The organism is Agromyces intestinalis (assembly GCF_008365295.1).
Lineage (GTDB): Bacteria > Actinomycetota > Actinomycetes > Actinomycetales > Microbacteriaceae > Agromyces > Agromyces intestinalis.
Genome location: NZ_CP043505.1, coordinates 666,388 through 689,180, shown reverse-complemented (window position 1 = coordinate 689,180; position 22,793 = coordinate 666,388). Strand labels below are relative to the sequence as shown.

Here is a 22,793-nt window from a genome sequence, read left to right as displayed (position 1 = left end):
CCACCGCGCTGGCGCCGCTCTCTCGGTACGCGCCCTTCGCGTCGCCGGCAACACAGGAACGGACTGGTAGATGACGGACGTCGATCTCGTTGTGGTGGGATCCGGGTTCTTCGGTCTCACGATCGCCGAACGGGCCGCCGCGCTCGGTCGGCGCGTGGTGGTGATCGACCGGCGGCCCCACATCGGCGGCAACGCGTACAGCGCGGCCGAGCCCGAGACCGGCATCGAGGTGCACCGCTACGGCGCGCACCTGTTCCACACCTCGAACCCCGGTGTGTGGGAGTACGTGAACCGGTTCACGCGCTTCACGAACTACGTGCACCGCGTGTACACGAACCACCGCGGCGTAGTGTTCCCGATGCCGATCAACCTCGGCACGATCAACCAGTTCTTCCAGGCCGCGTACACGCCCGACGAGGCGCGTGCGCTCGTGCACGAGCAGGCGGGCGAATTCGACCCGAAGCAGGCGCGCAACCTCGAGGAGCGCGGCATCGGGCTGATCGGCCGCCCCCTCTACGAGGCGTTCATCCGCGACTACACCGGCAAGCAGTGGCAGACCGACCCGAAGGAGCTGCCCGCCGAGGTGATCAGCCGCCTGCCCGTGCGCTACACCTACGACAACCGGTACTTCAACGACACCTGGGAGGGCCTGCCGGTCGACGGTTACACGGCATGGCTCGAGCGCATGGCCGATCACCCGAACATCGAGGTGCGGCTCTCGACCGACTTCTTCGACGAGTCGCAGCCGGTCAATCGCGCGGCCGTGGTCGGGCAGGTGCCGGTCGTCTACACGGGCCCGGTCGACCGCTACTTCGACTACGCCGAGGGCGAGCTGAGCTGGCGCACGCTCGACTTCGAACAAGAGGTGCTGCCGATCGGCGACTTCCAGGGCACGCCGGTCATGAACTACGCCGACCTCGAGGTGCCGTACACGCGCATCCACGAGTTCCGCCACTTCCACCCCGAGCGTGAGTACCCGACCGACAAGACGGTCATCATGCGCGAGTTCTCGCGGTTCGCGAACCGCGGCGACGAGCCGTACTACCCCGTGAACACCGCCGAAGACCGCGAACGACTGCTGGCCTACCGCGAACTCGCCAAGGGCGAGGACGTGCTGTTCGGCGGACGTCTCGGCACCTACCAGTACCTCGACATGCACATGGCCATCGGTTCGGCCCTGTCGATGTTCGAGAACAAGCTCAAGTCCGTGCTCTCTTGAGCCCCCGACGATCGAGGACTCCATGACCGACCCGACCGCCGACGCCCGCACCGTGCTGCAGCGGGTCGTGTTCCCCGTGCACGGCGACCCGCAGGCGCTGCCGCTGTACCTCGACGCCGAGACCTGGAGCTGGACCGAGTCGTCCGACGGCGGACTCACGCTGCTCGCGAAGGCGCGCGGCCTCGACGCCGAGAACCCCAACCGGCGCCCGCTGCGGCTCACCTCGCGCAACGACATCACCCTGCTCGACGGTCGTCGGGGACTCACCGTCCCGGCGGGCCGCACGATCTCGCTCGGCACCTACTTCAACGGGTTCCCCGCGAGCTACTGGAACACGTGGACGGCACTGGACGGCGTCGTGCTGCGGGTGCGCACCAACGGCGTCGGCCGGGTCATCGTGTATCGCTCGAACGCGCGCGGCGTCGTGCAGCGCGTCGACGCCGTCGAGGTGGCCGGCGAGGCGACCACCGAGTTCGACCTGCCCTTCACCTCGTTCATCGACGGCGGCTGGCTCTGGTTCGACCTGATCGCCGACGACGCCGACTTCTCGCTCGTCGAGGGCGACTGGCTCGCCCGCGAGGGCGCGTCACCGCGCACCGCCGGCACCGCAACCGTCTCGATCACCACGCTGAACCGGGGCGACTACTGCACGCGCCTGCTCACCGAGATCGGCAACGACGAGCCGACGATCGCGCTGCTCGACCGAGTGCTCGTCGTCGACCAGGGATCCGAGCGGATCGTCGAGAACGCCGGCTACCCCGCCGCGCAGGCCGTGCTCGGCGACCGGTTGCAGGTCATCGAGCAGGCGAACCTCGGCGGGTCGGGCGGATTCTCGCGCGGCATGCTCGAGACGGTGCGGGCCGGCGACTCCGAGTACGTGCTGCTGCTCGACGACGACGTCGAGGTCGAGCCCGAGAGCATCCGCCGGGCGATCACGTTCGGCAACTTCTGCAACCGCCCCACCATCGTCGGCGGCCACATGCTCGACATGTACGACAAGTCGAAGCTGCACGCCTATGCCGAGGGCATCCGCTGGGACGCCTTCATCTGGGGGCCCTTCACGCCCGACCGTCACGACTTCGCCGAGTCCAACCTGCGGCAGACCCGCTGGATGCACCGACGGTTCGACGTCGACTACAACGGGTGGTGGATGTCGCTCATCCCGGTCGAGGTGGTGCGCTCGATCGGGCTGTCGCTTCCGGTGTTCATCAAGTGGGACGACGCCGAGTACTCGCTGCGCGCGCGGGCGCACGGCGCGGCGACGGTGAGCCTGCCGGGCGCCGCGGTGTGGCATGTGTCCTGGGTCGACAAGGACGACTCGCACGATTGGCAGGCGTTCTTCCACGCCCGCAACCGTCTGGTCGCGGCGCTGCTGCACTCGCCGAAGCGGCGCGGCGGCAAGCTGTGGCGCTCGAACCTCGCGAGCGACGTGAAGAACCTGCTCACGATGGACTACTACACGGTGGCGATGAAGCACGAGGCGATCCGCAATGTGCTGCGCGGGCCCGGCCAGCTGCACACCGACATGGTCGACCGGCTGGCGCGCGTGCGCGCGCTCGGTGCCGACTTCGTCGAGTCGAAGCCCATGCGCATCGCCGAGGAGCTTCCGCGGTTCCCGGCACGCGAGATCAAGACGATCACCACCTCGACGGTCGATCCGGGCCCGACCGGGCTCGCATTCGTCGGCTGGTTGACGGGCAAGCTCTGGCGGCACGCTTTCGCGAAGCCGGTCGGTACCGACTCTCCACGCGCCCACCTCGCCTACCAGGACGCCCGCTGGTTCCAGGTGCCCGAGTACGACAGCGTGCTCGTGACGAACGCCGAGGGGTCGGCGGTCACGTGGCATGTGCGCAACCCGCGCCGGTTCCGCCGGATGCTCGTCGACGCGGTGCGGCTGAACCTGCGCTACCGTCGCGCGTGGCCGCGTCTGTCGCGCCAGTATCGCGACGCGCTGCCCGAGATCACCTCGATCGATCGCTGGGCGGATTCGCTCGGCGTCGACGGTCGCGGGTCGGACGAGTCGTGAGCTGGGGCGACCTGGCGTTCGCGGGGGCGGCGGCGGTACTGCTGTTGTTCGTGCCCGGCCTCGCGTTGGGCCTGGTCGCCGGGCTGCGCGGCCTGTGGCTGTGGGCCGGCGCACCGGTGTTCGCCGTCACGGCGATCACGATCGCGGGGGTCGTGTCGCCGCTGATCGGGGTGCGTTGGTCGCTGTGGTCGGTGGTCATCGCGGTGGCCATGCTCGGCTTGGTCGTCGCCGGGCTGCGTGCGATCCTCCGCTGGCGTCGCGGTGGCGAACAGGATGCCCCGGCCCGGTCGCGGTGGATCTGGATCGCTGCGCCCGTGGTCGCCGCCATCGTGATCGTCGCGCAGTGCGTCCTGTCGATCGGTCGCCCCGACGCGGTATCGCAGACGTTCGACAACGTCTTCCACCTGAACGCGATCCGCTACGTGCTCGACACCGGCACGTCTTCCCCGTTCGTGGTCGGGCTCATGAGCTCGCCTGCGCAATGGTTCTACCCGGCCGGCTGGCACGCGATCGCAGCCCTGCTGGTGCAGCTGACCGGGGTGTCGATCCCCGTCGCGGCGAACGCCACGTGGATCACCTTCGCCGCCGTGGTGTGGCCGGTCGGTGCGGTGCTGCTGGCGCGTGTGTTCGGCGGCTCGGCATCGGCGGTCGCGATCGGCGCTGCTGCCGGGGCGACGGCGGTGCCGGCGTTCCCGCTGCTGATGTCGACCTACGGCGTCCTCTACCCCTACGGGGCGGGCCTTGCGGCCCTGCCGTTCGCGCTCGCGGTGACGACCGCGGCGCTGCGACTCGGGCGGGTCCGCACCGGATTGTCGGTCACGGGCGACGTCGTCGTCCTGCTCGGCGCCCTGCCGGCGCTCGCGCTCACGCACCCCGGTGCGTTCATGGCGTGGCTCGCGCTGTCGGTGCCGCTCGTGGTGGTCGCCCTCGCGCGCCGCATCCGTCGCGCCGGCTGGCGCGGCTCCGTCTGGCCGGTCGTCGCCTTCGCCGCCTACCTGGTCGCGGGTGTGGTGGCGGTGCGCGTGCTGCGGCCGCCGCTCGAGGCGACCCTGTGGCCGCCGACCGGCACGCTCGGCCAGGCGATCGGCGAGGTGCTCGTCGCATCGCCCGATCGCGCACCCGTCCCGTTCGTCGTGGCGGCGTTCCTGATCGTGGGCCTCATCGCGCTCGGGCGTCGTCATCGTGCACCCGATCTCGCGCTCATCGGCCTGTTCGCCACCGCCGGCGCACTCTACGTCGTCGTCGCCGGCGTCAGCAGTGCGACGCTGCGCAACTGGATCACGGCGGCCTGGTACAACAACACCCCGCGCCTCGCCGCGCTGCTCGTGATTCCCATCGTCGTCGTGGCGGCGGTCGGTGTCGCGGCGGCGTGGGAATGGCTGCTCGCGCGGCCGCGCGTGGCGCGGCTCGGCCGGGCGGCCACGGCGACCATCGCCACGGTCGCGGCCGTGTTGCTGCTCGCGGGTTCGCAGACCGGCGCGATCTGGAGCGGCATCACCAAGGCGCAGGCCAGCTACAACATGGCGGATGGCGCGTGGCTGCTGTCCGACGACGAGGTCGCGCTGCTCGAGGAACTCGACGACCTGGTGCCCGAAGGCGCCCTCATCGCGGGCAACCCGTGGACGGGCACCGGGCTCGCGTACGCGTTCGCCGACCGGCAGGTGCTGATGCCGCACATCCTCGCCTACGTCGACCCCGCGGGGGGAGTGATCAACCAAGAGCTCGCGACCGGCGACCCGTCCGTGTGCGACGCGCTCGCCGAGCACGATGTGCGGTACATCCTCGACTTCGGAGACCGCGAAGTGCACGGCGGCCACCACGAGGGGTACGAGGGCGTCGAGAACCTCGAGGAGTCCGACGCGGTGCAGCTCGTGCGCGAGATCGGCGATGCCCGGCTCTACGAGGTCACGATCTGCCGTTGACCCGGGGTGATGTCGACGCGACGTCAGTCGTGGTCGGCGTCGGGCCCGGGCTCTGCGTCTGCGCTGTCGGTCGGCCCGTCGAGGCGGCGCAGTCGGTCTTCGAGCCGGTCGATGCGCGAGCGCGCGATCGCCGCCTCTTCGGCGACCCGGCGAAGCTCGTCCTCGGCTCGCGAGAGCTCCCACGACAGGTGGAGCCCGACGCCGAGCAGCAGCACGATCGCGAGCGAGAAGAGCAGGTTCGAGGGAACCTGCACCCCGAGCACCGCGGTGAGTCCGTCGAGCAGGCCGGGGAAGATCGCGAGGATGAGCACGAGCACGCTGATGATGAGCCAGAGCGTCGCGTACTTCTCACTCAGCTGGCGGCGAAGCAGCAGCGTGATCACGATCGCCAGCAGGACGATCGCCAGTGCGAAGGCGAAGAAGACCATCAGTGCGCACTCCTCCGCGACATCATGGCGCCCCGGACGAGGGCGAGACCGAGGGCGAACATCGATCGACCGAGGTAGATCGTGGCGCCCAGCGGGTTCTGGCTGGGCACGCCCTGCTGGCGCGGACGCATCGCGACCGGCACCTGGGTGACGGTGAGTCCGGCGTGCACGGCGGCGACCAGCGAGTCGATCGTGTCGCCGAGGTACTCGGCCGGGTAGTAGTGCACGTACTGGGCGATGGCGCGGGCGTTGGCGGCGCGGAATCCCGAGGTGACGTCGGTGAGGCGCGTCTTCGAGACGCGCGACAGCACCGAGGCGAGGAACCGCATCGCCCAGCGCCTCGGCCCGCGCACCTCGTAGGAGCCGACCTCGGCGAACCGCGCCCCGATCGAGATGTCGGCCAGGGCGAGTCCGTCGAGCACCCGGCTGATGTCCTTCGGGTCGTGCTGGCCATCGGCGTCGACCTGGATCGCCGCGTCGTAGCCCTCGCGCTGGGCGTACACGAACCCGGTGCGCATGGCACCCCCGACGCCCATGTTGAAGGGGAGGGAGATGACGGTCGCCCCGGCGTCGCCGGCGATCCGGGCGGTCGCATCGGTCGAGCCGTCATCGACGACCACGACGTCGAACGAAGGCGCGGAGTCGCGGATTTCGGCGACGGTCGCGCCGACGTTCGCCTCCTCGTTCCATGCGGGCACGATGACGAGTACTCGCGTGGGGGGCGTGGGCATGGAGTCCATCATACGAAGCGCGAGCACCGGATCGAGCCGTGCGCGGGGTGCGGCGCCGCGGCGATCACCGCGGCGGCCAGACATCGGGCTTGCCGCGCAGGCCGCGCACGCCGTCGCGCCAGCCCCGCCACGCCGCCCGCAGCGGCGGCAGATGCCCGCGGGTGAGCGCGACCGCGCTCTCTTCGGCCACCCGCCGGATCACCGCGCCGGCGGTGCGACGGCGAGGGATGCCCGCGGTGCGGCCGAAGAGCACCATGTTCCGGATGCCGAGCGAGGTGGGGTGGAGCCCGGGCTCCTGGGTCGCCACGGCGTCGCCGACGACGATGCTCGCGTAACCGGCGCGCGCCAGTCGCCAGCCCGTGTCGACGTCCTCGAAGTAGAGGAAGTAGTCTTCGCTGATCCAGTCGATCGCGTCGAGGGCCGTGCGGTCGTACATGATGATCGCCCCGTCGAGCCAGTCGGCGCGTCGCACGGCTCCGGGTTCGAGCGGCGAGACATCGTGCAGCGCGCGCCCGCGGGGGGTGAGCCTGCCGCCGGCCGAGAACACCCGGTCGGGCTCGGAACCCCGGTGCAGAACGGGCGCGGCGGCGCCGGCGCCTGGCGTGTGCTCGAGCGCCGCCACGAGCGCCTCGCCGAGCTCGGGCCCGAACTCGGCGTCATGCGTCAGCACGAGCAGGAATCCGCCGGGGAGCGCCTCACGGGCCAGGTTCACCGCCACGGCGTAGCCGGGGTTGTCGGGCCGCGTGATCACGGTGAGCGGCAGGTCGGACCACGTCGGGGTGTCGGCGGGAAGGTCGCCCCCGTTGTCGACGACGAGCACGTGCTCGGGGCGCGCCCGCTGGGCGGCGAGGCGGCCGAGCAGCTCGCGCAGCAGGTCGGGTCGCCGATAGGCGATGATCACGGCGGAGTACGGGGTCACGCTGTCCAAGCCTACGGCTCGGCCGGGTGAGGGCGTGACCTAGGCTTGAGCACATGCGCGAAGCGAGTGCCGAGAACGGCTCGTCGGCACCACGCCACCTCATCAGCATCTCCAAGTACGTGCCGTACCGGGGCATCCCGCACGCCGGCGGCCAGTACCTGGTGCAGCACTTCCGTGCGCTCGAGCGCCGGTACGGAATCGACCTCATCGCCCCGTCGACGCCGCTCAACCGCGACGCGCTCACCCGCCCGTCCGCGTTCGGGGGTCGCGTCGAACTGCTCGCGGGGCGCGGCCCGCTGCGCCACGGCCGGTTGAAGCTCGCGGCCGACCTGCACTCGGTGATCCGCGGCAGTGCCGCCACCGCCGACTTCACGGCCGAGTTCCGCCGCGACCGCCGGCTCGCCGGAATCCTCGCGGACGCGAGACTGGTCGAGTTCCAGTGGAGCGAGATGGGATCCCTCTCGCCTCTGCTGCGCCGGCTCGCGCCGCGGGCGGCGCAGGTGCTCGTCGCGCACGACGTCATCACGCAACGCTGGCGCCGCCGCGCCCTCGAATCGCGCTCGCCCGCCGTGCGCTCGGCGTACAGCGCCGCCGCGAGTCGCAGCGCGGTGCGCGAGCGGCGCAGCCTCGAGGCGGTCGACCGGGTGCTCGTCTTCAGCGAGAAGGACGCCGAGATCGCGCTGAACCTCGCGCCAGGGGCATCCGTCGAGGTGGTGCCGCCCGGCCTGGCCGACGTCGTCGAAGTCGATCCCGGCGTCGCTCGGGACGCCGATGCTCCGCCCACCGTGCTGTTCACCGGTGCCATGAACCGCGCCGACAACCACGAGGGCGTCAGCTGGCTGCTGCACGGCGTCTGGCCCGCGGTGGTCGAGGCCGTCCCCTCGGCGCGACTCGTCGTGGCCGGAGCGAACCCGCCCGCGAACCTCGTCGAACAGGCCGCGGCGATGCCCAGCGTGACGCTCACCGGTTACGTCGAGTCGCTCGAGCCCTACTACGCCGGTGCCGACGTCATGGCGGTGCCGCTCTTCACCGGCGCCGGCGTGAAGTTCAAGACCATCGACGCGATGCTCCGTGGCATCCCGGTGGTGACGACCTCCGTCGGCGCCGAGGGGCTCGGCGGCCCCGAGCACTACGCCGCCGTCACCGAGGATCCGCAGCGGTTCGCCCGCGCGATCATCGACGAGCTCCGCCGCCCCGATGCCGACCGAGCCGCCCGCACGCGCGAATGGGCGTCGTCGCGCTTCGGGTTCGAGGCGTTCGCCGAGCGCCTGCTCGGCGTCTACGAGGAGGTCGCGGCGTGAGCGCGGAGGCCTCATCCCCGCCGTCGGCGACGATCGCGGCCGTGCTGTCCGCGTTCAATCCGCCCGAGGGCTTCGACGTGCGCGTCCGGCATCTCGCGTCGCTCTTCCAGCACGTGGTCGTGGTCGACGACGGATCCGACTCGGTCGCACCCGACCGGTTCGCCGACGAGCCGCGCATCCTCGTCATCGCCCTGCCCGAGAACCGCGGCATCGCGCACGCGCTGAACGTCGGCATCGAACGCGCGCTTCAGGAGGGCGCCGACCACGTCGTCACGCTCGACCAGGACTCCGACCTCGACGATCACTACCTCGAGCGGGCGCTCGAGGCCGAGCAGGCTGCGCTCGCCACGTTGCGTCGGGTGGGCGTCGTCGTGCCCGCCACCGTCGGCGGTGCGCCGGCGCTGCAGGTGCAGCGCGACGGGCGACCGGCGCCGTTCGACCCCATCCAGTCGGGCGCGATGTTTCCGGCCGACGTGCTGCGCGCCGTCGGGCCGTTCCGCGAGGAGCTCTTCATCGACGCGGTCGACAGCGACTACACCCTGCGGCTGCAGCGCGCGGGTTACGAGCTCGTGCTGGTCGACGAGCTCGAACTCGACCACGCGCTCGGCGAACTGGTGCCGATCATGGTCTTCGGCCGGCAGCTGCGGCTCGCGGGTCGCCCGCGGCACGTGGTGCACCACTCGGCGTTCCGCACCTATTACATGGTTCGCAACAGCATCGACCTCACCCGGCGCTATCGCGGCCACGCCCGGTGGCACCTGTTGCGGTGGCGCAAGATGGGGTCGATGATCCTCGCCGGCGCGGTGCTCGGCCCCGACTCGGGGGCGCAGTTCCGGGCGATCCGGTACGGGGTGCGCGACGGGTTCGCGCACCGCCTCGGCCGGATCCGCCCCGACGTGCTGCAGCGGATCCGCGGAACGCGGGCCGCATGATCCGCGAACGGCTGCGCCACCTCGGCGGGCACGCCCTGGTGCGCCGATCGGCGCTCTTCTCGCTGTCGATCGGCGCCGCCACGATCGTGGGCGTGTTCACCATCCCGGTGCTCGTCGGCGTGCTCGGCGCGTCGACCTGGGGCGTGCTCGCCGTGCTGCAGGCGCTCGCCGCGTTCTTCGGGTTCCTGATCGCGTTCGGCTGGGGGGCGACGGGGCCGGCGCACGTCGCCGGGCTGCCTGCCGAAGAGCGTCGCCAGTTCTACTGGGACTCGGTCGTGACCCGAGGCATCCTGTTCGTGCTGCTCGTGCCCGTCGCGGTGCTGATCGGCAGCGCGATCACGAGCCTGCCGGTGCTCACCGTGACGCTCGCGATCCTCGCCTACACCCTGCCCGGCGCGGGCGCCGGGTGGTACTTCGTCGGCACGAACCAGCCCGGCCGGATGTTCCTGCTCGACTCGCTGCCGCCGATCGCCGGGACCGTAGCCGGGCTCATCGCCGTCATCGCGGTGCCGTCGCTCGACATGTTCCTCGTCGCGATGGTCGCCTGCGAGGCGATCGGGTTCGCGGTCGCGACGATCGTCGTGCTGGCGTCGACCCACGGCCCCGTGCGCTGGTGGTTGGGCGCCTCGCGCCTGTTCGGCGCCTACCGCGGGCAGGTGCCCGGCATGGCCAGTTCGGTGGCGGCGAGCTTCTACACCTCCGCTCCGGCCGTCATCGTGCAGATGTTCGCCCCGCGCGAGGTGCCGGTCTACGCGATCGCCGACCGGCTGTTCCGCTACGCGGTGCTCGTGCTGGCGCCGATCCTGCAGTCGATCCAGAGCTGGGTTCCCGAGGCGGGCCGCACCGAGGCCGTCGCTCGATCGCGGCAGGTGGTGTGGCTCAGCGTCGGCATCGGCGTCGTCGGCATGGCCGGGCTCATCGGCTTCGCACCGCTCGTGTCGAACTGGCTCACCCACGGCGAGGCGATCGTGCCGTGGGTGCTGGCGATCCTCATCGGCATCGCGTTCGCGGGCGAGGCGGTCTCGCAGGTCACGGGGCTCTCGAGCCTCGTGGCGTTGGGTGCGGCCCGCTACCTCGCCGCCTCATCGGTGGTCTGCGCGATCGCCGGCAGCACTGGCATCCTGCTGCTCACGCCGTTCTGGGGGGCGGTCGGAGCGTTCCTCGCGATCGCGTGCGCGAGCGTGGTGCTCGCGCTGTTCCGCGCGCGCCGCACGTTGTCGCTGGCCGCTGCGGCGCAGGCCCTCGCCGAAGCAGGATCAGCCGCGCGGCGCGAGGAGCGCGAATCCGACGCGTGACGCCGTCGCATCGGGGCGGGTGCCCGAGGCGGCGCGGATCACTCGACTCCGCGCCCGAAGACATGGCGCGCGAGTTCGCGCCGCCGGTCGGGATCCGACTTGGAGGCCGACGCGAGGTCGCGGCCCGCGTGCAGTCGCGAGGTCAGCCGGGTGCGCGCCGCGCGCGCCGCGCGATGCCAGCCGAGCGAGCGGAACCTGGCGCCGTACTCGGCGTAGACGAGCCGCTCCTCGGCGAACTTCGTGCCGTCGTGGTTCGCCTGCGAGACGCTCGCCTCGTGCCTGCGGTACTGGAAGACGACCTCGCGGTCGATCACGAACGAACCGCCGTCGGCGACCAGGTCGAGCAGCACGGGGAGGTCTTGCACGATGCCGAGGTCGGCCCGGAAGGGGTGGCGGCGCAGCGGCTCGACGCGCCACACCAGCGAGGGGAAGTAGGTCCACGTCGCGCGCAGCAGGCTCGCCGCGAGCGATTCGCCCGCGACGACCGAGGCGCCGTGGCGACCCGGACCGGGACGGAACGCCGCCTTCGTGCGGTCGGCGATGGGGGAGTGCACGTGGCCGTCGAGATCGATCACCTCGACACCCGGCTGGATGACCGAGGCGTCGGGGAACGCCCGGATGAGCTCGGCGACCCGCTCGACGTAGCCGGGCAGCATGACGTCGTCGCATCCCATGATCACGCCGTGCGAGGCGGTCATGAGGTCGACGCTCTTGCGGAAGTTGCCACTCGGGCCGAGGTTCTCGGCGTTGCGGAGATACGTGATGCGCGGGTCGCTGAGCCCCGCGACCCAGCGCCCCGGTTCGGGGTCGGGATAGACGTCGTCGATGACGGTCAGCGACCAGTCGTCGTCTCGCTGGGCGAGGACGCTCTCGACCGCGGCCACGAGGTGATCGGGGCGCCCGTAGAACGGCATCATGATGTCGAGGGTCACCGATCAATGGTGCCACACCCCTTCACGCCTCGAGCCCGTGCGAGATGCGCCCCGTCGGCCCGGCGGCTATCGTGAAGTCGGGAGGTCAGAGTGGACGCTGCTGCCGGTGAGGCACGATCGACCGCGTCGCCCGACTACGCCGAACGGCTGCGTTCCATCGAGACGACGGGCTGGCGGCGGTTCGTGGACGTGCAGGCCCCCTATCGGTGGAACATCCGGCGACTGGGCCTCGGCTACACGCTCGACATCGGTTGCGGGCTCGGTCGCAACCTCGCCCATCTCGCTGGCAACGGCGTCGGCGTCGACCACAACCCGACTTCCATCGCCATCGCCCGCGACCGCGGGCTCGAGGCGTACACGGTCGCCGAGTTCGCGACCTCGCCCCACGCGGTTCCCGAGTCGTTCGACTCGCTCCTGTTCGCGCATGTGATGGAGCACATGGATCGGGCATCCGATGACGTGCTCGTCGCGACGTACCTTCCGTATCTGCGGCCGGGCGGCACGGTGTGCTTCATCACGCCGCAGGAACGCGGCTATCGATCGGATGCCACGCATGTGCAGTTCGTCGACTTCGCCGGGCTCGAGGAGATCGCCGAGGCCTCAGGGCTCACGGTCGAGCGGCGGTTCTCGTTTCCGCTGCCGCGCGCGGCGGGCCGGGCGTTCACCTACAACGAGTTCGTCGTGGTCGCTCGCAAGGCGTGACGGATCGGCCGACCCCGCTGCGGCTGGTCGGCAGCGCGACACCGCGGGTGGTCAGCGATCCGATGCCTTGAGCGCCTGGATCGCGTCGCTCACGGGCCCGTCGAAGATGACGTTGCCGCGGCGCAGCACGATGCCGCGGTCGCACAGCTCGGAGATCATGCCCAGGTCGTGGCTCACGATGAACAGCGTCTTGTCGCGCTCGGCGAGCTCGCGGATCTTGGCCTTGCACTTCTCGCGGAAGGGCGCATCGCCGACGGCGAGCACCTCGTCGACGAGCAGGATGTCGAACGAGGTCTGGATCGCGACGGCGAACGCGAGCCGCACGAACATACCCGACGAGTAGTGCTTCACCTCGGTGTCGATGAACTCGCCGATCTCGCTGAAGTCGACGATCTCGTCGAACTTCGCGTCGATCTCGTCTTTCGACATGCCGAGGATCGCGGCGTTCAGGTAGACGTTCTCTCGGCCGCTCAGGTCGGGGTGGAAGCCTGCGCCCACCTCGATGAGCCCGGCGACGCGGCCGCGGGTCAGCACCCGGCCGCGATCGGGGCGCAGCACGCCGGAGATGAGCTTCAGCAGCGTCGACTTGCCCGAGCCGTTGTAGCCGAGCACGGCGATCGACTCGCCCTCGCCGACCGTGACGTCGATGCCCTCGAGCGCCTGGAACGAGGTCGAGATGGGCTTGCGCCGCGCCCACGCCGTGAACGTCTCTTTGAACGACTGGGTGTGCCGCAGCCGGTACGTCTTCGAGACGCCGTCGACGATGATGCGGGCCGGGGCCTCAGAGGTCTTGGGCAAAGCGACCCTCGAACTTTCGGAAGACGAGCTGGCCGACCACGAGCATGATGAGCGCCGCGGCGAACCCGAGCCCGGCGAACAGCCACAGGTTCTCGGGGCGTGCGGCGGTCTGGTCTGTGGTCGGGAACCAGAAGGCGGAGTGGAAGAGCTCGACCGCGCTCGTGAGCGGGTTGAGCATGTAGAGGTCGTAGACCCACGGTGGGGCGATGGCTCGCACCATCTCGGAGGAGTAGAGCACCGGCGATGTCCAGGTCGAGAACATGAGGATGAGCTCGACCAGGTTCTGCGCGTCGCGGAACGAGACGTTCATCGCCCCGAAGAGCAGCCCCAACCCGAGCGCGGCGATGAGGACGATGAGCAGTGCGAGCAGCACGCCGGCCAACTGGACGGCGGTGGGCGCCCAGCCGACGATGAGGCAGACGATGAGCAGGATCGACAGCTGCGGCAGGAAGTGCACGAACGCGATGAACACATCGGCGATCGGGAAGAGTTCGCGCGGCAGGTAGATCTTCTTGACCAGCGCGCGGTTGTTGACGATCGATCTCGTGGCGTTGCCGAAGGCCTCGTTGAAGAGGTTGATGACCACGACGCCCGAGAACAGGTAGATCGGGAACATCTCGATGCCGCGGTTGAACCGCAGGATGACGCCCATCACCAGGAAATAGATGAGGAACTGCGCGGCCGGCTTCACGTACGACCAGGCCCACCCGAGGGCGGTGCCGTGGTAGCGGGTGAGGATGCCCTTGCGCACCAGCAGCCGAAGCAGGTAGCGGTACGAGAAGACATCGAGGATTCCACGCCCTGTGCCGGGTACCGTGAAGCCCGTCAGGTCGGGTGCAGGGCGTTCAGACATCGCCGAGATTCTATCCACGTGTTCTGAGTGCATCGCGCCAGCTCATGTCTCGCGCGGCCTTGACCGCGCAGAGCACCAGCAGCATCCAGCCGCCCTCTACGAGCGCGAAGCTCTCGGCGAACGAGGTCACGGCGAGGATGACGAGCATGAGCGCGGGCCAGATGTATACGGGGCTCTTGCGCGACGAGGCGAGCAGCCAGGCGCGCACGAGGGCGACGCCGATGAGCCCGGCGAACAGTGCGACGCCGATGACGCCCACCTGGAAGTACACGTCGATGTAGGCGCTGAGGGCCGAGGAGTGCGGCCGGCCGGTCATGCGCTCGATCCAGGTGTAGGGCACCTCCTGCGGCCAGCGGCCCACCCAGCCCCAGCCCTGCAGCGGGTTGAGGGCGAGGTACCTGGATGCCTCGCGCCAGACGTCGAGTCGCACGTCGAACTCGGCGCGGGCGTCGAGCGTTTCGATGATGCGCAGGCGGAACAGCCACGCCAGCACGAGCGCGACGAGTCCCGAGACGACGAGCGCGATCTGCCACCGCCACCGGGTCGCCGGCCGGACCCGTCGTAGACCGTAGAGCGCTGCCGCAGCCACGAGCACGGCAGCCAGCGCGATCCACGTGGTCGGCGAGCCCGAGAGCACGACGCAGAGCCCCGCGAGCACGACCGACGCGACCGACACGAGCCGCGGCCGAAGGCGGGTGCGCCATTCGATGACGAAGGTGACGGCACCGATGAGTGCGACGAAACCGAGCATGTTGCGGGTGCCGAAGATGCCCTGGATCGGCCCGAGCGCCGCGATGTCGCCCTCGATGCCGAGGAATGCGATCGGCAGGTCGAGCAGGATGCCCGAGAGCACCTCGAGCGCGAGCGAGAGCCCCAGCAGCACTCGCAGCACATCGGCGAAAGCGCGCACGACCTGGATCGTGTCGCGCATGAGCGCGATGTAGACGCCGAGCACGCCGAACGCCAGCAGGTACAGCACCCCGATCACGCCCAGGCGCAGCGAGTCGGTCCAGAGCAGCGAGGCCACGCACCAGGCGACGAACACGAGGATGCTGATCGGCAGGATGCCGTACCACTCGATGAACCGCCAGCGAGCGACCAGCGACGACGCGGCGAGCAGGATGAGCAGGGCGAGTGCGGCGACGAGGCCGGGCCACCCGATCAGGGCGACGATGGCATGGGTCGAGAACGAGATGCCGACGGCGAGCACCGCGATGGCCTGGGCGAAGCGGGCCGACCCGGTCGCGTCGAGGATGGCCGGCCAGGCGCGTCGTCGGGTGCGCCCCTCGCTCATCGGGAGTCGCTCGAGGGCGCCGGTCGGCGCGCAGGATCGAAGCGGGGCGATGCCGCGGCCGCGGGCAGCGGCTCGGGCGCCCACTGCCGTTGTTTCGTCGACCACGCGATCGTGACGAGCAGCACCAGGCCGCCCTCGATCAGGATGCGGCTCTCGGCCAGGCTCTGCGCGATGAGGGCGACCATGAGCAGCATCGGGGTGAGCGCGCTCGCGCGGTACGCGAGACGGCGCCCGGTGCCGTCCATCGGAGGATCGACGGCGAGGAACCACGAGCGCCACAGCGCGCCGATGACGACGGACGCGAACGCCAGCACGCCGATGACGCCGAGCTGCAGCCACACGTCGAGCCAGGCGTTGTGCGCCTGCAGGTAGGTGACGCCCTTGCGCACCGCGAGGTCATCGAACGGCTCGACCCACGGGGGCCAGTACCCGACCCAGCCCCAGCCCGCCCAGGGCCGTTGCTGGGCGAGCTCGATCACCGAGCGCCAGATGTCGAACCGGCCCGTGACATCCTCACTCTTGCCGAACACCTCGAGCAGCCAGCCCCAGGCCGCGATCAACAGCGCGATGGATGCCACGAGCGCCGCGGTGGCCGCGGCGTAGACGGGCCGCCGACGATTCGGTCCGACCCGCCTCGTCCACGCCGCGAACCCGAGCGCCACGAGCACGACGATCCCGACCAGGATCACGGTCGCCGAACGGGTGAGCACGAGCGTGGCGGCGGCGACCACGAGCCATCCGATGCCATGGGCCCGCCGCATGCTGCCGGCCGCGAGCAGGCAGCCGAAGACGATCACGCCCATGAGGGCCACCATGCCGAGCAGGTTGCGGCTCGCGACGATGCCCTCGATCGGGCCGCCGTCGAACAGCAGGGCGCGCGACCAGTAGAACGCCATCGGCAGCTTCTCGCCGGTCACCTCGAACGGCGGGAAGTTCGGCAGCAGCGGCTCGCGCACGACGATCGCGACCCACGCCTCGAAGACGATCGAGAGCGCGAGCACCCACTTGATCGCCGCGCCGAGCGCCGCGACCAACCGTGTCCACGGCAGGCAGATCGCGAGGGCGACCGCGACGAAGACCGTCACGAGGGTGATCGCGACGCCCAGCGCGGATGCCCCGGGGTAGGCCGACCACGTGATCGAGACGGCGGCCAGGCCCACGAAGGCGAGCGTCGACTTCGGCGCGCGGCGCCAGATCCATGTGGGGCGGGTCGCGAGGATCAGCCACACCGCGCCGACGACGACCAGGACGGCGATGACGGAGAAGCCCCACCAGCCGAGCAGGTTGCGCCAGAACTGGCCCGCGAGCACGGTGAAGAATGCGAACGTCGCATACGCGCCGACGAGCGCGGTGCGGCGGGCAGGGGTCATGCGCTCAAGGCTATCGCGCACGGGTGCCGGGCCAGCGGTGTCGCGTGGTCGGGCCCGCGAACGGGGGGCCCGTGCCGCCCTGCTGGAACGGGGGCCGTCGTTACACTTGCATGGATTCCGAAAGCGAAGCCGACGTGAACCGAGCCGATGATTCCGCACGCCCCCAGGCGATCGACCTTGCCGTCGACCGTCGGGGGGTCGTCTGGCGCAGCGGAGGCGAGCCGGCCGGGACACCGGTCGACCTCGAGGTCGACGGTCGTCGAGTCTGGAGCACGCACCTGCCCGAGGCGGTGAACGGCGTCGTGCGCGTGCCGTGGCCCGAAAGCCTTCGACCGCATCTGCGCGGGTCGGGGCGCATCCAGGTGTTCGCCGGTGACGAGCCGATTGCGGCCGGGTCGTTCCGCTTCGCCCCGCGACCCGGCGGCTCGGCGTCGATCCCGGCGCCGAGATCGCTCGCGGAGCTCGCCGCGGCCGGCACCACGGTCGACAAGTGGGGCAAGCTCGTGGGTGCCGCGACCTCCGAGCTGCACGAGCTGCTCCTCGATGCGGGCGCGGCGCTCATCGCCGTGCTGGCCGACGAGGGGTACCGGGTGGCGATCACCGGCGGCACTCTGCTCGGCGCCGTCCGCACCGGCAGCATCCTCGAACGCGACGACGACGTCGACCTGCTCGTCTACCTCGGCGAGCAGACGCCGACCGACGTCTCACTCGCGTCCTTCGAGTTGCAGCGGCGCCTCGAGCAGCACGGCTACCGCGTCATCCGCCACAGCGACGCGCATCTGCAGGTGCCCGCGGGCACCACGACGGCGGGGCGCGCTGCGCACGTCGACCTGTTCATGGGCTTTCACCACGCCGGTGTCTACAACCAGCCGATCCACGTGCGCGCCGGCCTCGCGGAGTCGCAGCTCGTGCCGTTCGAGCAGATCGAGCTCGGCGGGCGGTGGTTCCCCTCGGTGCGCGACCCCGAGGCGTGGCTCGCGGCCTGCTACGGGCCGAGCTGGCGCGTACCCGACCCGGCGTTCCGCTTCGAGACGCCCGGGGTGACGCGTCGCCGGTTCGAGCACTGGTTCGGAGTGTTTGACTCGTTCCGCCACCATTGGCAGCTCTCGTACGACGCCGTCGGCGGCGCGAGGCGATCGGATGCCCGCGACATGCTCGATCGCACCGAGCCCGGCGATCTCGTGGTCGACCTCGGCACCGGCTCGGGTCGGCTCGCCGAGGTGCTCGCCGAAGCGGGCCGCCGCGTCGTCGCGGTCGACTACGCGAGCCGGGCGCTCGACGAGGCGCGTCTGCGCGCGGACGAACGATTCGACGTCTGGGAGCTGAACCTCGCCGACCGGCGGGCGGTCACCGCGACGGCTGGCGAGCTCGGCGGCGAGGGCGACGTGTCGTTCCTGCTGGCCGACACGCTCGCCTACCTTCCGGAACAGACCCGGCGCAACGTGTACGGGATGATCCGCGTGCTCGCCGGCGAGCACGGCGTCGCCGTCGCCTCGTTCCCGACGCGGACATCGCGCCGGTTCGCACAGCAGTTGCCCGAGACCTGGCAACTCGCCCTGCCGTGGCTGCACGACGAGCTCGCCGCGCACGGGTTGCGGTTTCGCCTGTTGCGGCACGACCTGCGCGTCATCGCGGGCGAGCCCCGAGTCTTCGCCGTCGTCGTCATCGACGTCGGCGACCCTGATCGATCATGGGAGGCTGTACTCATGCAACGTGCCAAGCGGATGCTCCGCCGGGGCGCTGGCCCCGAGGCGCCCGAGCCGGCGCCCGTCGAGTCATCGGCGGATGCCGACGCGCGTGTGGCCGAACTCGAGCGCCGCGTCGCCGAGCTCACCGAGGAGATCGACGAGCTCCGCGAGGATTCGCGGCGCATCGCCGAGCTCTACGACCTCGTCTCGCAGCGGCTCGTCGACGAACGGGACTGAACGGCGCCGCTGCGCTCAAGTACGGGGAGGAGCCGCCGAGCGCTGGGCCTCGACCCGCACATCGACGATCTGCCCGGTGAAGTCGGCGGTGAGCACCCGCAGCGAGGCGGCAGCCACGGCCTCGGGTTCGAGCAGCGACTCGGCCGGTTCGTCGCCGAACGCGCTCGTGCGCATCGGCGTGCGGGTGCGCTGCGGGTTGACGCAGTTCACCCGAATGCCGTCGGCCGACCATTCGTCGGCGAGCGCCTGGGTGAAGTTCACGACGCCCGCCTTCGTCGCCGAGTACACGCTGTAGCCGGCTCGGCCGCGAGTGTACGAGCTCGAGGTGAACAGCAGCAGCTGGCCGCGCGATTCCCGCAGGTACTCGTAGGCCTCCTGCGCGACCTTCGCGGGCGCGAGCAGGTTGACGTCGAGCGTGTGCCGCAGCTGCGATTTCGGCGTCCGCACCAGGTGCGAGATCGACAGCACGCCGGCGGTGAGCACGACGTAGTCGATCGGGCCGTGCTCCGCGGCATCCGACAGCGCACGTCGCACCAGCTTGCGAGACGTGACATCCGTGCCCGTGAGGCTGCGGCTGTAGACGTGCGTGCGCGCGCCCGCGGCGCGGGCGAGGTCGGCGATCGCCGCCCCGATGCCGTACGAGCCGCCGAGCACGACCACCGACCGACTCCGGAGGTCTGGCAGGCCCGCGGTCGACGTGCTCAGCGATTCGGACTGGAGCTGGAAGATCTTGTCGGCGATGTGGATGTCGAGCGGTTCGGTGATCTTCATGTTCTGCGCCGAGCCGGCCACGACCTTGATCGGCACTTCGGGCAGGTAGCTGAAGACCACGCCGCAGTCGTCGGTGGCGGCGAACTCGGGGTCGCCCGCCGCGATCTCGTACGCCCGGCGGATGGTGCCGAGTCGGAACCCCTGGGGGGTCTGACCGCGGCGCAGCGTCGAGCGGGGCGGGATGCCCGTGATCACCGATGCGTCGTCGACCTCGATGATCGTGTCGGCCGACGGGATCGCGGTATCGACCGCGTCGTACTCGTCGAGCGCGGCGATGCAGTCGTCGAGGATCCGGTCGTCGACGAACGGACGAACGGCGTCGTGGAAGAGCACCTTGGTGTCATCGGTGGCACCGCGCTCGGCGAGGGCCGCGATGGCGAGCTTCGTCGTGTCGTTGCGCGTGCCACCGCCGGGGAGGATGCCGATGAGCTTGGCGAACCGCTCGTCGCCGCGCAGGTAGTCGAGCTCGTGCACGGTCTCGGCGTTCATCATGACGAGCACCTCGTCGAGCTGCTCACTCGCCTCGAACCGCTCGAGCGTGTGCTCGACGATCGCCTTGCCGGCGATCTTGATGAGCTGCTTCGGCAGCCCGAGTCCGACGCGGGACCCGACACCCCCCGCCAGGATCACGGCGATCGTTCGCGGTGACGTACTCGGTGAACTCACCGCACAAGCATATGCGCGCCCGCGGTCGCCTCCCCGATCGGGTGCGCCAGCCGTCGCGCGATGGGGGAGAATGGCGTGGTTTGGAATGAAAGGGGTCTGCACGGTGCGGATTTCGGTGATCGGTTGCGGCTATCTCGGCGCCGTGCATGCGACGGCGATGGCGAAGCTGGGTCACGATGTGGTCGGCATCGACACCGATGCGGCGAAGATCGCGAAGCTCGCGTCGGGTGTCGCGCCCTTCTTCGAGCCGGGGCTTCCCGAACTGCTCGACGAGGCGCTCTCGACGGGGCGCCTGCGGTTCTCGACGTCCTTCGCCGACGCCGCCGACGCCGACGTGCACTTCCTGGCCGTGGGCACCCCGCAGCAGCACGACGGCGATGCGGCCGACCTGCGCTTCGTGTATGCGGCGATCGACGCGCTCATCGGCGTCGCACGCCCCGGATCGCTCATCGCGGGCAAGAGCACCGTTCCCGTCGGCACGGCGGCCGCACTGGCGGAGCGCATCCGCGAGGCCGGCAGCGGGGCACTGCTCGCGTGGAACCCCGAGTTCCTCCGCGAGGGCTTCGCCGTCGCCGACACCCTCACTCCCGACCGCATCGTCTACGGCGTCACCGACGAGCGCGCGACGGCGCTGCTCGACGAGGTCTACGCCCAGCCCCTCGCCACGGGCACCCCGCGGATCGTGACCGACCTCGCGACCGCCGAGCTCGTGAAGACCGCGGCGAACGCGTTCCTCGCCACCAAGATCTCGTTCATCAACGCGATGGCCGAGATCGCCGAGACCACCGGCGCGGATGTCACGACCCTCGCCGACGCGATCGGCCACGACGCCCGCATCGGCCGTCGGTTCCTGAACGCGGGCATCGGATTCGGCGGCGGCTGCCTGCCGAAGGACATCCGCGCCTTCACCGCGCGCGCCGAGGAGCTGGGTCGCGGCGAGTCGGTCGCGTTCCTCCGTCAGGTCGACGCGATCAACCTGCGCCGCAGGGAGCGCGTCGTCGACCTCGCGGTCGAGATGCTCGGCGGCTCGGTCTACGAGCGGCGCATCGCCGTGCTCGGCCTCACCTTCAAGCCCGACTCCGACGACGTCCGCGACTCGCCGGCACTCGACGTCGCCGAGCGCCTCAACGGGCTCGGTGCCTCGGTCGTCGCGACCGACCCCGAGGGCATCGCGAACGCGCAGGCGAAGCATCCGCAGCTGACCTACGTCGCGGACGTCTCGGAAGCCCTGCGCGGCGCCGAGCTCGCCGTGCTCGTGACCGAGTGGGGCGAGTACCGCTCCCTCGATCCCGAGCAGACCGCCGCTCTCATGGACTCGGCCCGCATCATCGACGGACGCAACGCACTCGAGCCCGCCGCCTGGCGCGCCGCCGGGTTCGAGTACCGCGGGCTGGGGCGCTGACCGGCGCGGAGCATCGCAGCCGGTCAGCGCGAGCGCGACACGCCGTGGCGTGCGCTCAGACGAACGCCGCCTCGCCCGTGATCGCGCGACCCACGATGAGCGTGTTCATCTCACGGGTGCCCTCGTACGAGTAGAGCGCCTCGGCGTCGGCGAAGAAGCGGGCCACGTGGTGGTCGAGCACGATGCCGTTGCCGCCGCAGGCCTCCCGGGCCCAGGCGACCGTCTCGCGCATGCGCGCGGTCGCGTACGCCTTGGCGAGCGCCGAGTGCTCGTCGCCGAGCCGGCCCGCGTCCTGCAGCTGCGAGGCGCGCACGACCATGCCGAGCGACGCGGTGATGTTGCCGAGGCTGTTGACGAGGTGCTCCTGGATGAGCTGGTGCGACGCGATCGGCTTGCCGAACTGCACGCGCTGCTTCGCGTAGTCGAGGGCCGCCTCGTACGCCCCGACCGAGGTGCCGACCGCGGCCCAGGCCACCTCGGCGCGCGTGGCGCGCAGCACGGCGGCGGTGTCGCGGAACGAGTTCGCGTTCTGCAGTCGCAGCGACTCGGGCACGCGCACGTCGGTGAGCGTGATGTCGGCGTTCTGCACGGGGCGCAGGCTGATCTTGCCCTCGATCTTGGTGGCCGAGTAGCCCGGCGTCGAGGTCGGCACGATGAAGCCCTTGACCTGCCCGTCGCCCTCGTCCTTGGCCCAGATGATCGTGATGTCCGAGAAGGTGGCGTTGCCGATCCAGCGCTTCTGGCCGTTCAGCACCCACTCATCGCCTTCGCGGCGCGCGGTGGTGCGAAGGCCTTTGGCCGAATCCGACCCCGAGAGCGGTTCGGTGAGGCCGAACGCACCGAGGATCTCGCCCGAGGCGAGCTTCGGGATCCACTCCTCGCGCTGCTCCTTCGAGCCGCCGACGGCCAGCGATCCGGTCGCGAGGCCGTTCTGCACGCCGACGAACGTGCTCACCGAGGCATCCACCCTGGCGAGCTCGAGGGCGACGAAGCCGCGGAAGAGCGTCGAGTTCTCGAAGGGCGCGGTCTCCTCCCAGGCGTACGAGAGCACGCCCAGGTCGGCGAGCGGCTTCACGACCTGCATCGGGAACTCGGCTCGCTCCCAGTAGCCGCCGATGATCGGCTTCACGTCGGCCTCGAGCCAGGCCCGCAGCTCGCCGAGCGCCTCGCGCTCGCGGTCGGTCAGCAGGTCGTAGTAGCCGTAGAAGTCGCTCGCGAGCGGTTCGAAGGACATGGCAGAGCTCTCCTCATCGTCATTGCGCGGATGCCACGAGGGTATGCCGGGTGCGAAGCGGCATGCCATGCCG

The 22,793-nt window shown here is 70.6% G+C and carries 19 protein-coding genes; 9 read left to right on the top strand and 10 right to left on the bottom strand.

Translation table 11 applies throughout. From position 1 onward, the window contains the following. Positions 1-70: 70 nt before the first annotated feature. From glf to FLP10_RS03240, 3 genes are read left to right on the top strand one after another with little or no spacing between them, the layout of a single operon-like run. A complete protein-coding gene (gene glf / locus FLP10_RS03250) occupies positions 71-1,219 on the top strand; it encodes a UDP-galactopyranose mutase (protein ID WP_149159564.1) in 1,149 nt (382 codons plus the stop codon). A 22-nt stretch (positions 1,220-1,241) separates the two neighbouring features. After that, positions 1,242-3,245, top strand: a complete 2,004-nt coding sequence (locus FLP10_RS03245; protein ID WP_149159563.1) for a glycosyltransferase — start codon at positions 1,242-1,244, stop codon at positions 3,243-3,245. Next, positions 3,242-5,167, top strand: a complete 1,926-nt coding sequence (locus FLP10_RS03240) for a DUF6541 family protein (RefSeq protein WP_149159562.1) — start codon at positions 3,242-3,244, stop codon at positions 5,165-5,167. Before FLP10_RS03245 ends, FLP10_RS03240 begins: the two co-directional genes overlap by 4 nt. Before the next feature lie 23 nt (positions 5,168-5,190). Here the strand turns inward: FLP10_RS03240 and FLP10_RS03235 are convergent, their stop codons facing one another. The 3 genes from FLP10_RS03235 to FLP10_RS03225 form a co-directional block, all read right to left on the bottom strand. Next, the gene (locus tag FLP10_RS03235) at positions 5,191-5,595 is read right to left on the bottom strand and encodes a DUF2304 domain-containing protein (RefSeq protein ID WP_149159561.1); all 405 of its coding nucleotides are present in this window, start codon (positions 5,593-5,595) and stop codon (positions 5,191-5,193) included. After that, entirely contained in the window at positions 5,595-6,326 is a 732-nt protein-coding gene (locus FLP10_RS03230) for a glycosyltransferase family 2 protein (RefSeq protein ID WP_149159560.1), read from the bottom strand. The genes FLP10_RS03235 and FLP10_RS03230 overlap by 1 nt, the downstream gene beginning before the upstream one ends. Positions 6,327-6,390: 64 nt before the next feature. Beyond that, the gene (locus FLP10_RS03225) at positions 6,391-7,245 is read right to left on the bottom strand and encodes a glycosyltransferase family 2 protein (RefSeq protein WP_168209090.1); all 855 of its coding nucleotides are present in this window, start codon (positions 7,243-7,245) and stop codon (positions 6,391-6,393) included. Between the two features lie 53 nt (positions 7,246-7,298). Here FLP10_RS03225 and FLP10_RS03220 point away from each other — a divergent pair, with 53 nt between their 5' ends. Genes FLP10_RS03220 through FLP10_RS03210 form a run of 3 tightly spaced genes read left to right on the top strand, consistent with a single transcriptional unit; the run spans position 7,299 to position 10,773 of the window. Then, on the top strand, positions 7,299-8,546 hold the full coding sequence (locus FLP10_RS03220; RefSeq protein WP_149159558.1) for a glycosyltransferase: 1,248 nt from the start codon (positions 7,299-7,301) through the stop codon (positions 8,544-8,546). After that, on the top strand, positions 8,543-9,478 hold the full coding sequence (locus FLP10_RS03215; RefSeq protein ID WP_168209089.1) for a glycosyltransferase: 936 nt from the start codon (positions 8,543-8,545) through the stop codon (positions 9,476-9,478). The genes FLP10_RS03220 and FLP10_RS03215 overlap by 4 nt, the downstream gene beginning before the upstream one ends. After that, positions 9,475-10,773: a lipopolysaccharide biosynthesis protein gene (locus FLP10_RS03210; protein WP_149159556.1), complete on the top strand. Its 1,299-nt coding sequence runs from the start codon at positions 9,475-9,477 to the stop codon at positions 10,771-10,773. Before FLP10_RS03215 ends, FLP10_RS03210 begins: the two co-directional genes overlap by 4 nt. Before the next feature lie 38 nt (positions 10,774-10,811). Here FLP10_RS03210 and FLP10_RS03205 read toward each other — a convergent pair whose 3' ends face one another. After that, positions 10,812-11,705: a glycosyltransferase family 2 protein gene (locus FLP10_RS03205; protein WP_210418466.1), complete on the bottom strand. Its 894-nt coding sequence runs from the start codon at positions 11,703-11,705 to the stop codon at positions 10,812-10,814. Between the two features lie 90 nt (positions 11,706-11,795). Here FLP10_RS03205 and FLP10_RS03200 point away from each other — a divergent pair, with 90 nt between their 5' ends. Further along, positions 11,796-12,407, top strand: a complete 612-nt coding sequence (locus FLP10_RS03200) for a class I SAM-dependent methyltransferase (protein WP_149159555.1) — start codon at positions 11,796-11,798, stop codon at positions 12,405-12,407. A gap of 51 nt (positions 12,408-12,458) precedes the next feature. Here FLP10_RS03200 and FLP10_RS03195 read toward each other — a convergent pair whose 3' ends face one another. From FLP10_RS03195 to FLP10_RS03180, 4 genes are read right to left on the bottom strand one after another with little or no spacing between them, the layout of a single operon-like run. Continuing rightward, positions 12,459-13,205 (bottom strand): ABC transporter ATP-binding protein, encoded by a 747-nt coding sequence (locus tag FLP10_RS03195; RefSeq protein WP_149159554.1) that lies wholly within the window; start codon positions 13,203-13,205, stop codon positions 12,459-12,461. Next, on the bottom strand, positions 13,189-14,058 hold the full coding sequence (locus tag FLP10_RS03190; RefSeq protein WP_149159553.1) for an ABC transporter permease: 870 nt from the start codon (positions 14,056-14,058) through the stop codon (positions 13,189-13,191). Before FLP10_RS03190 ends, FLP10_RS03195 begins: the two co-directional genes overlap by 17 nt. Positions 14,059-14,068: 10 nt before the next feature. Further along, entirely contained in the window at positions 14,069-15,352 is a 1,284-nt protein-coding gene (locus tag FLP10_RS03185; RefSeq protein ID WP_149159552.1) for an O-antigen ligase family protein, read from the bottom strand. After that, a complete protein-coding gene (locus tag FLP10_RS03180) occupies positions 15,349-16,722 on the bottom strand; it encodes an O-antigen ligase family protein (protein ID WP_149159551.1) in 1,374 nt (457 codons plus the stop codon). The genes FLP10_RS03185 and FLP10_RS03180 overlap by 4 nt, the downstream gene beginning before the upstream one ends. 110 nt (positions 16,723-16,832) lie before the next feature. Here FLP10_RS03180 and FLP10_RS03175 point away from each other — a divergent pair, with 110 nt between their 5' ends. Further along, a complete protein-coding gene (locus FLP10_RS03175; protein ID WP_168209088.1) occupies positions 16,833-18,647 on the top strand; it encodes a methyltransferase domain-containing protein in 1,815 nt (604 codons plus the stop codon). 15 nt (positions 18,648-18,662) lie between these two features. Here FLP10_RS03175 and FLP10_RS03170 read toward each other — a convergent pair whose 3' ends face one another. Next, entirely contained in the window at positions 18,663-20,084 is a 1,422-nt protein-coding gene (locus FLP10_RS03170) for a bifunctional cytidylyltransferase/SDR family oxidoreductase (protein ID WP_149159549.1), read from the bottom strand. A gap of 103 nt (positions 20,085-20,187) precedes the next feature. Between FLP10_RS03170 and FLP10_RS03165 the strand changes: the two genes are divergently transcribed. Continuing rightward, positions 20,188-21,486 carry a UDP-glucose dehydrogenase family protein gene (locus tag FLP10_RS03165; protein ID WP_149159548.1) on the top strand — a complete coding sequence of 433 codons (1,299 nt, stop codon included), beginning with the start codon at positions 20,188-20,190 and terminating at the stop codon, positions 21,484-21,486. Positions 21,487-21,541: 55 nt separating this feature from the next. Here the strand turns inward: FLP10_RS03165 and FLP10_RS03160 are convergent, their stop codons facing one another. After that, entirely contained in the window at positions 21,542-22,720 is a 1,179-nt protein-coding gene (locus FLP10_RS03160; protein WP_149159547.1) for an acyl-CoA dehydrogenase family protein, read from the bottom strand. Between the last annotated feature and the right edge of the window lie 73 nt (positions 22,721-22,793).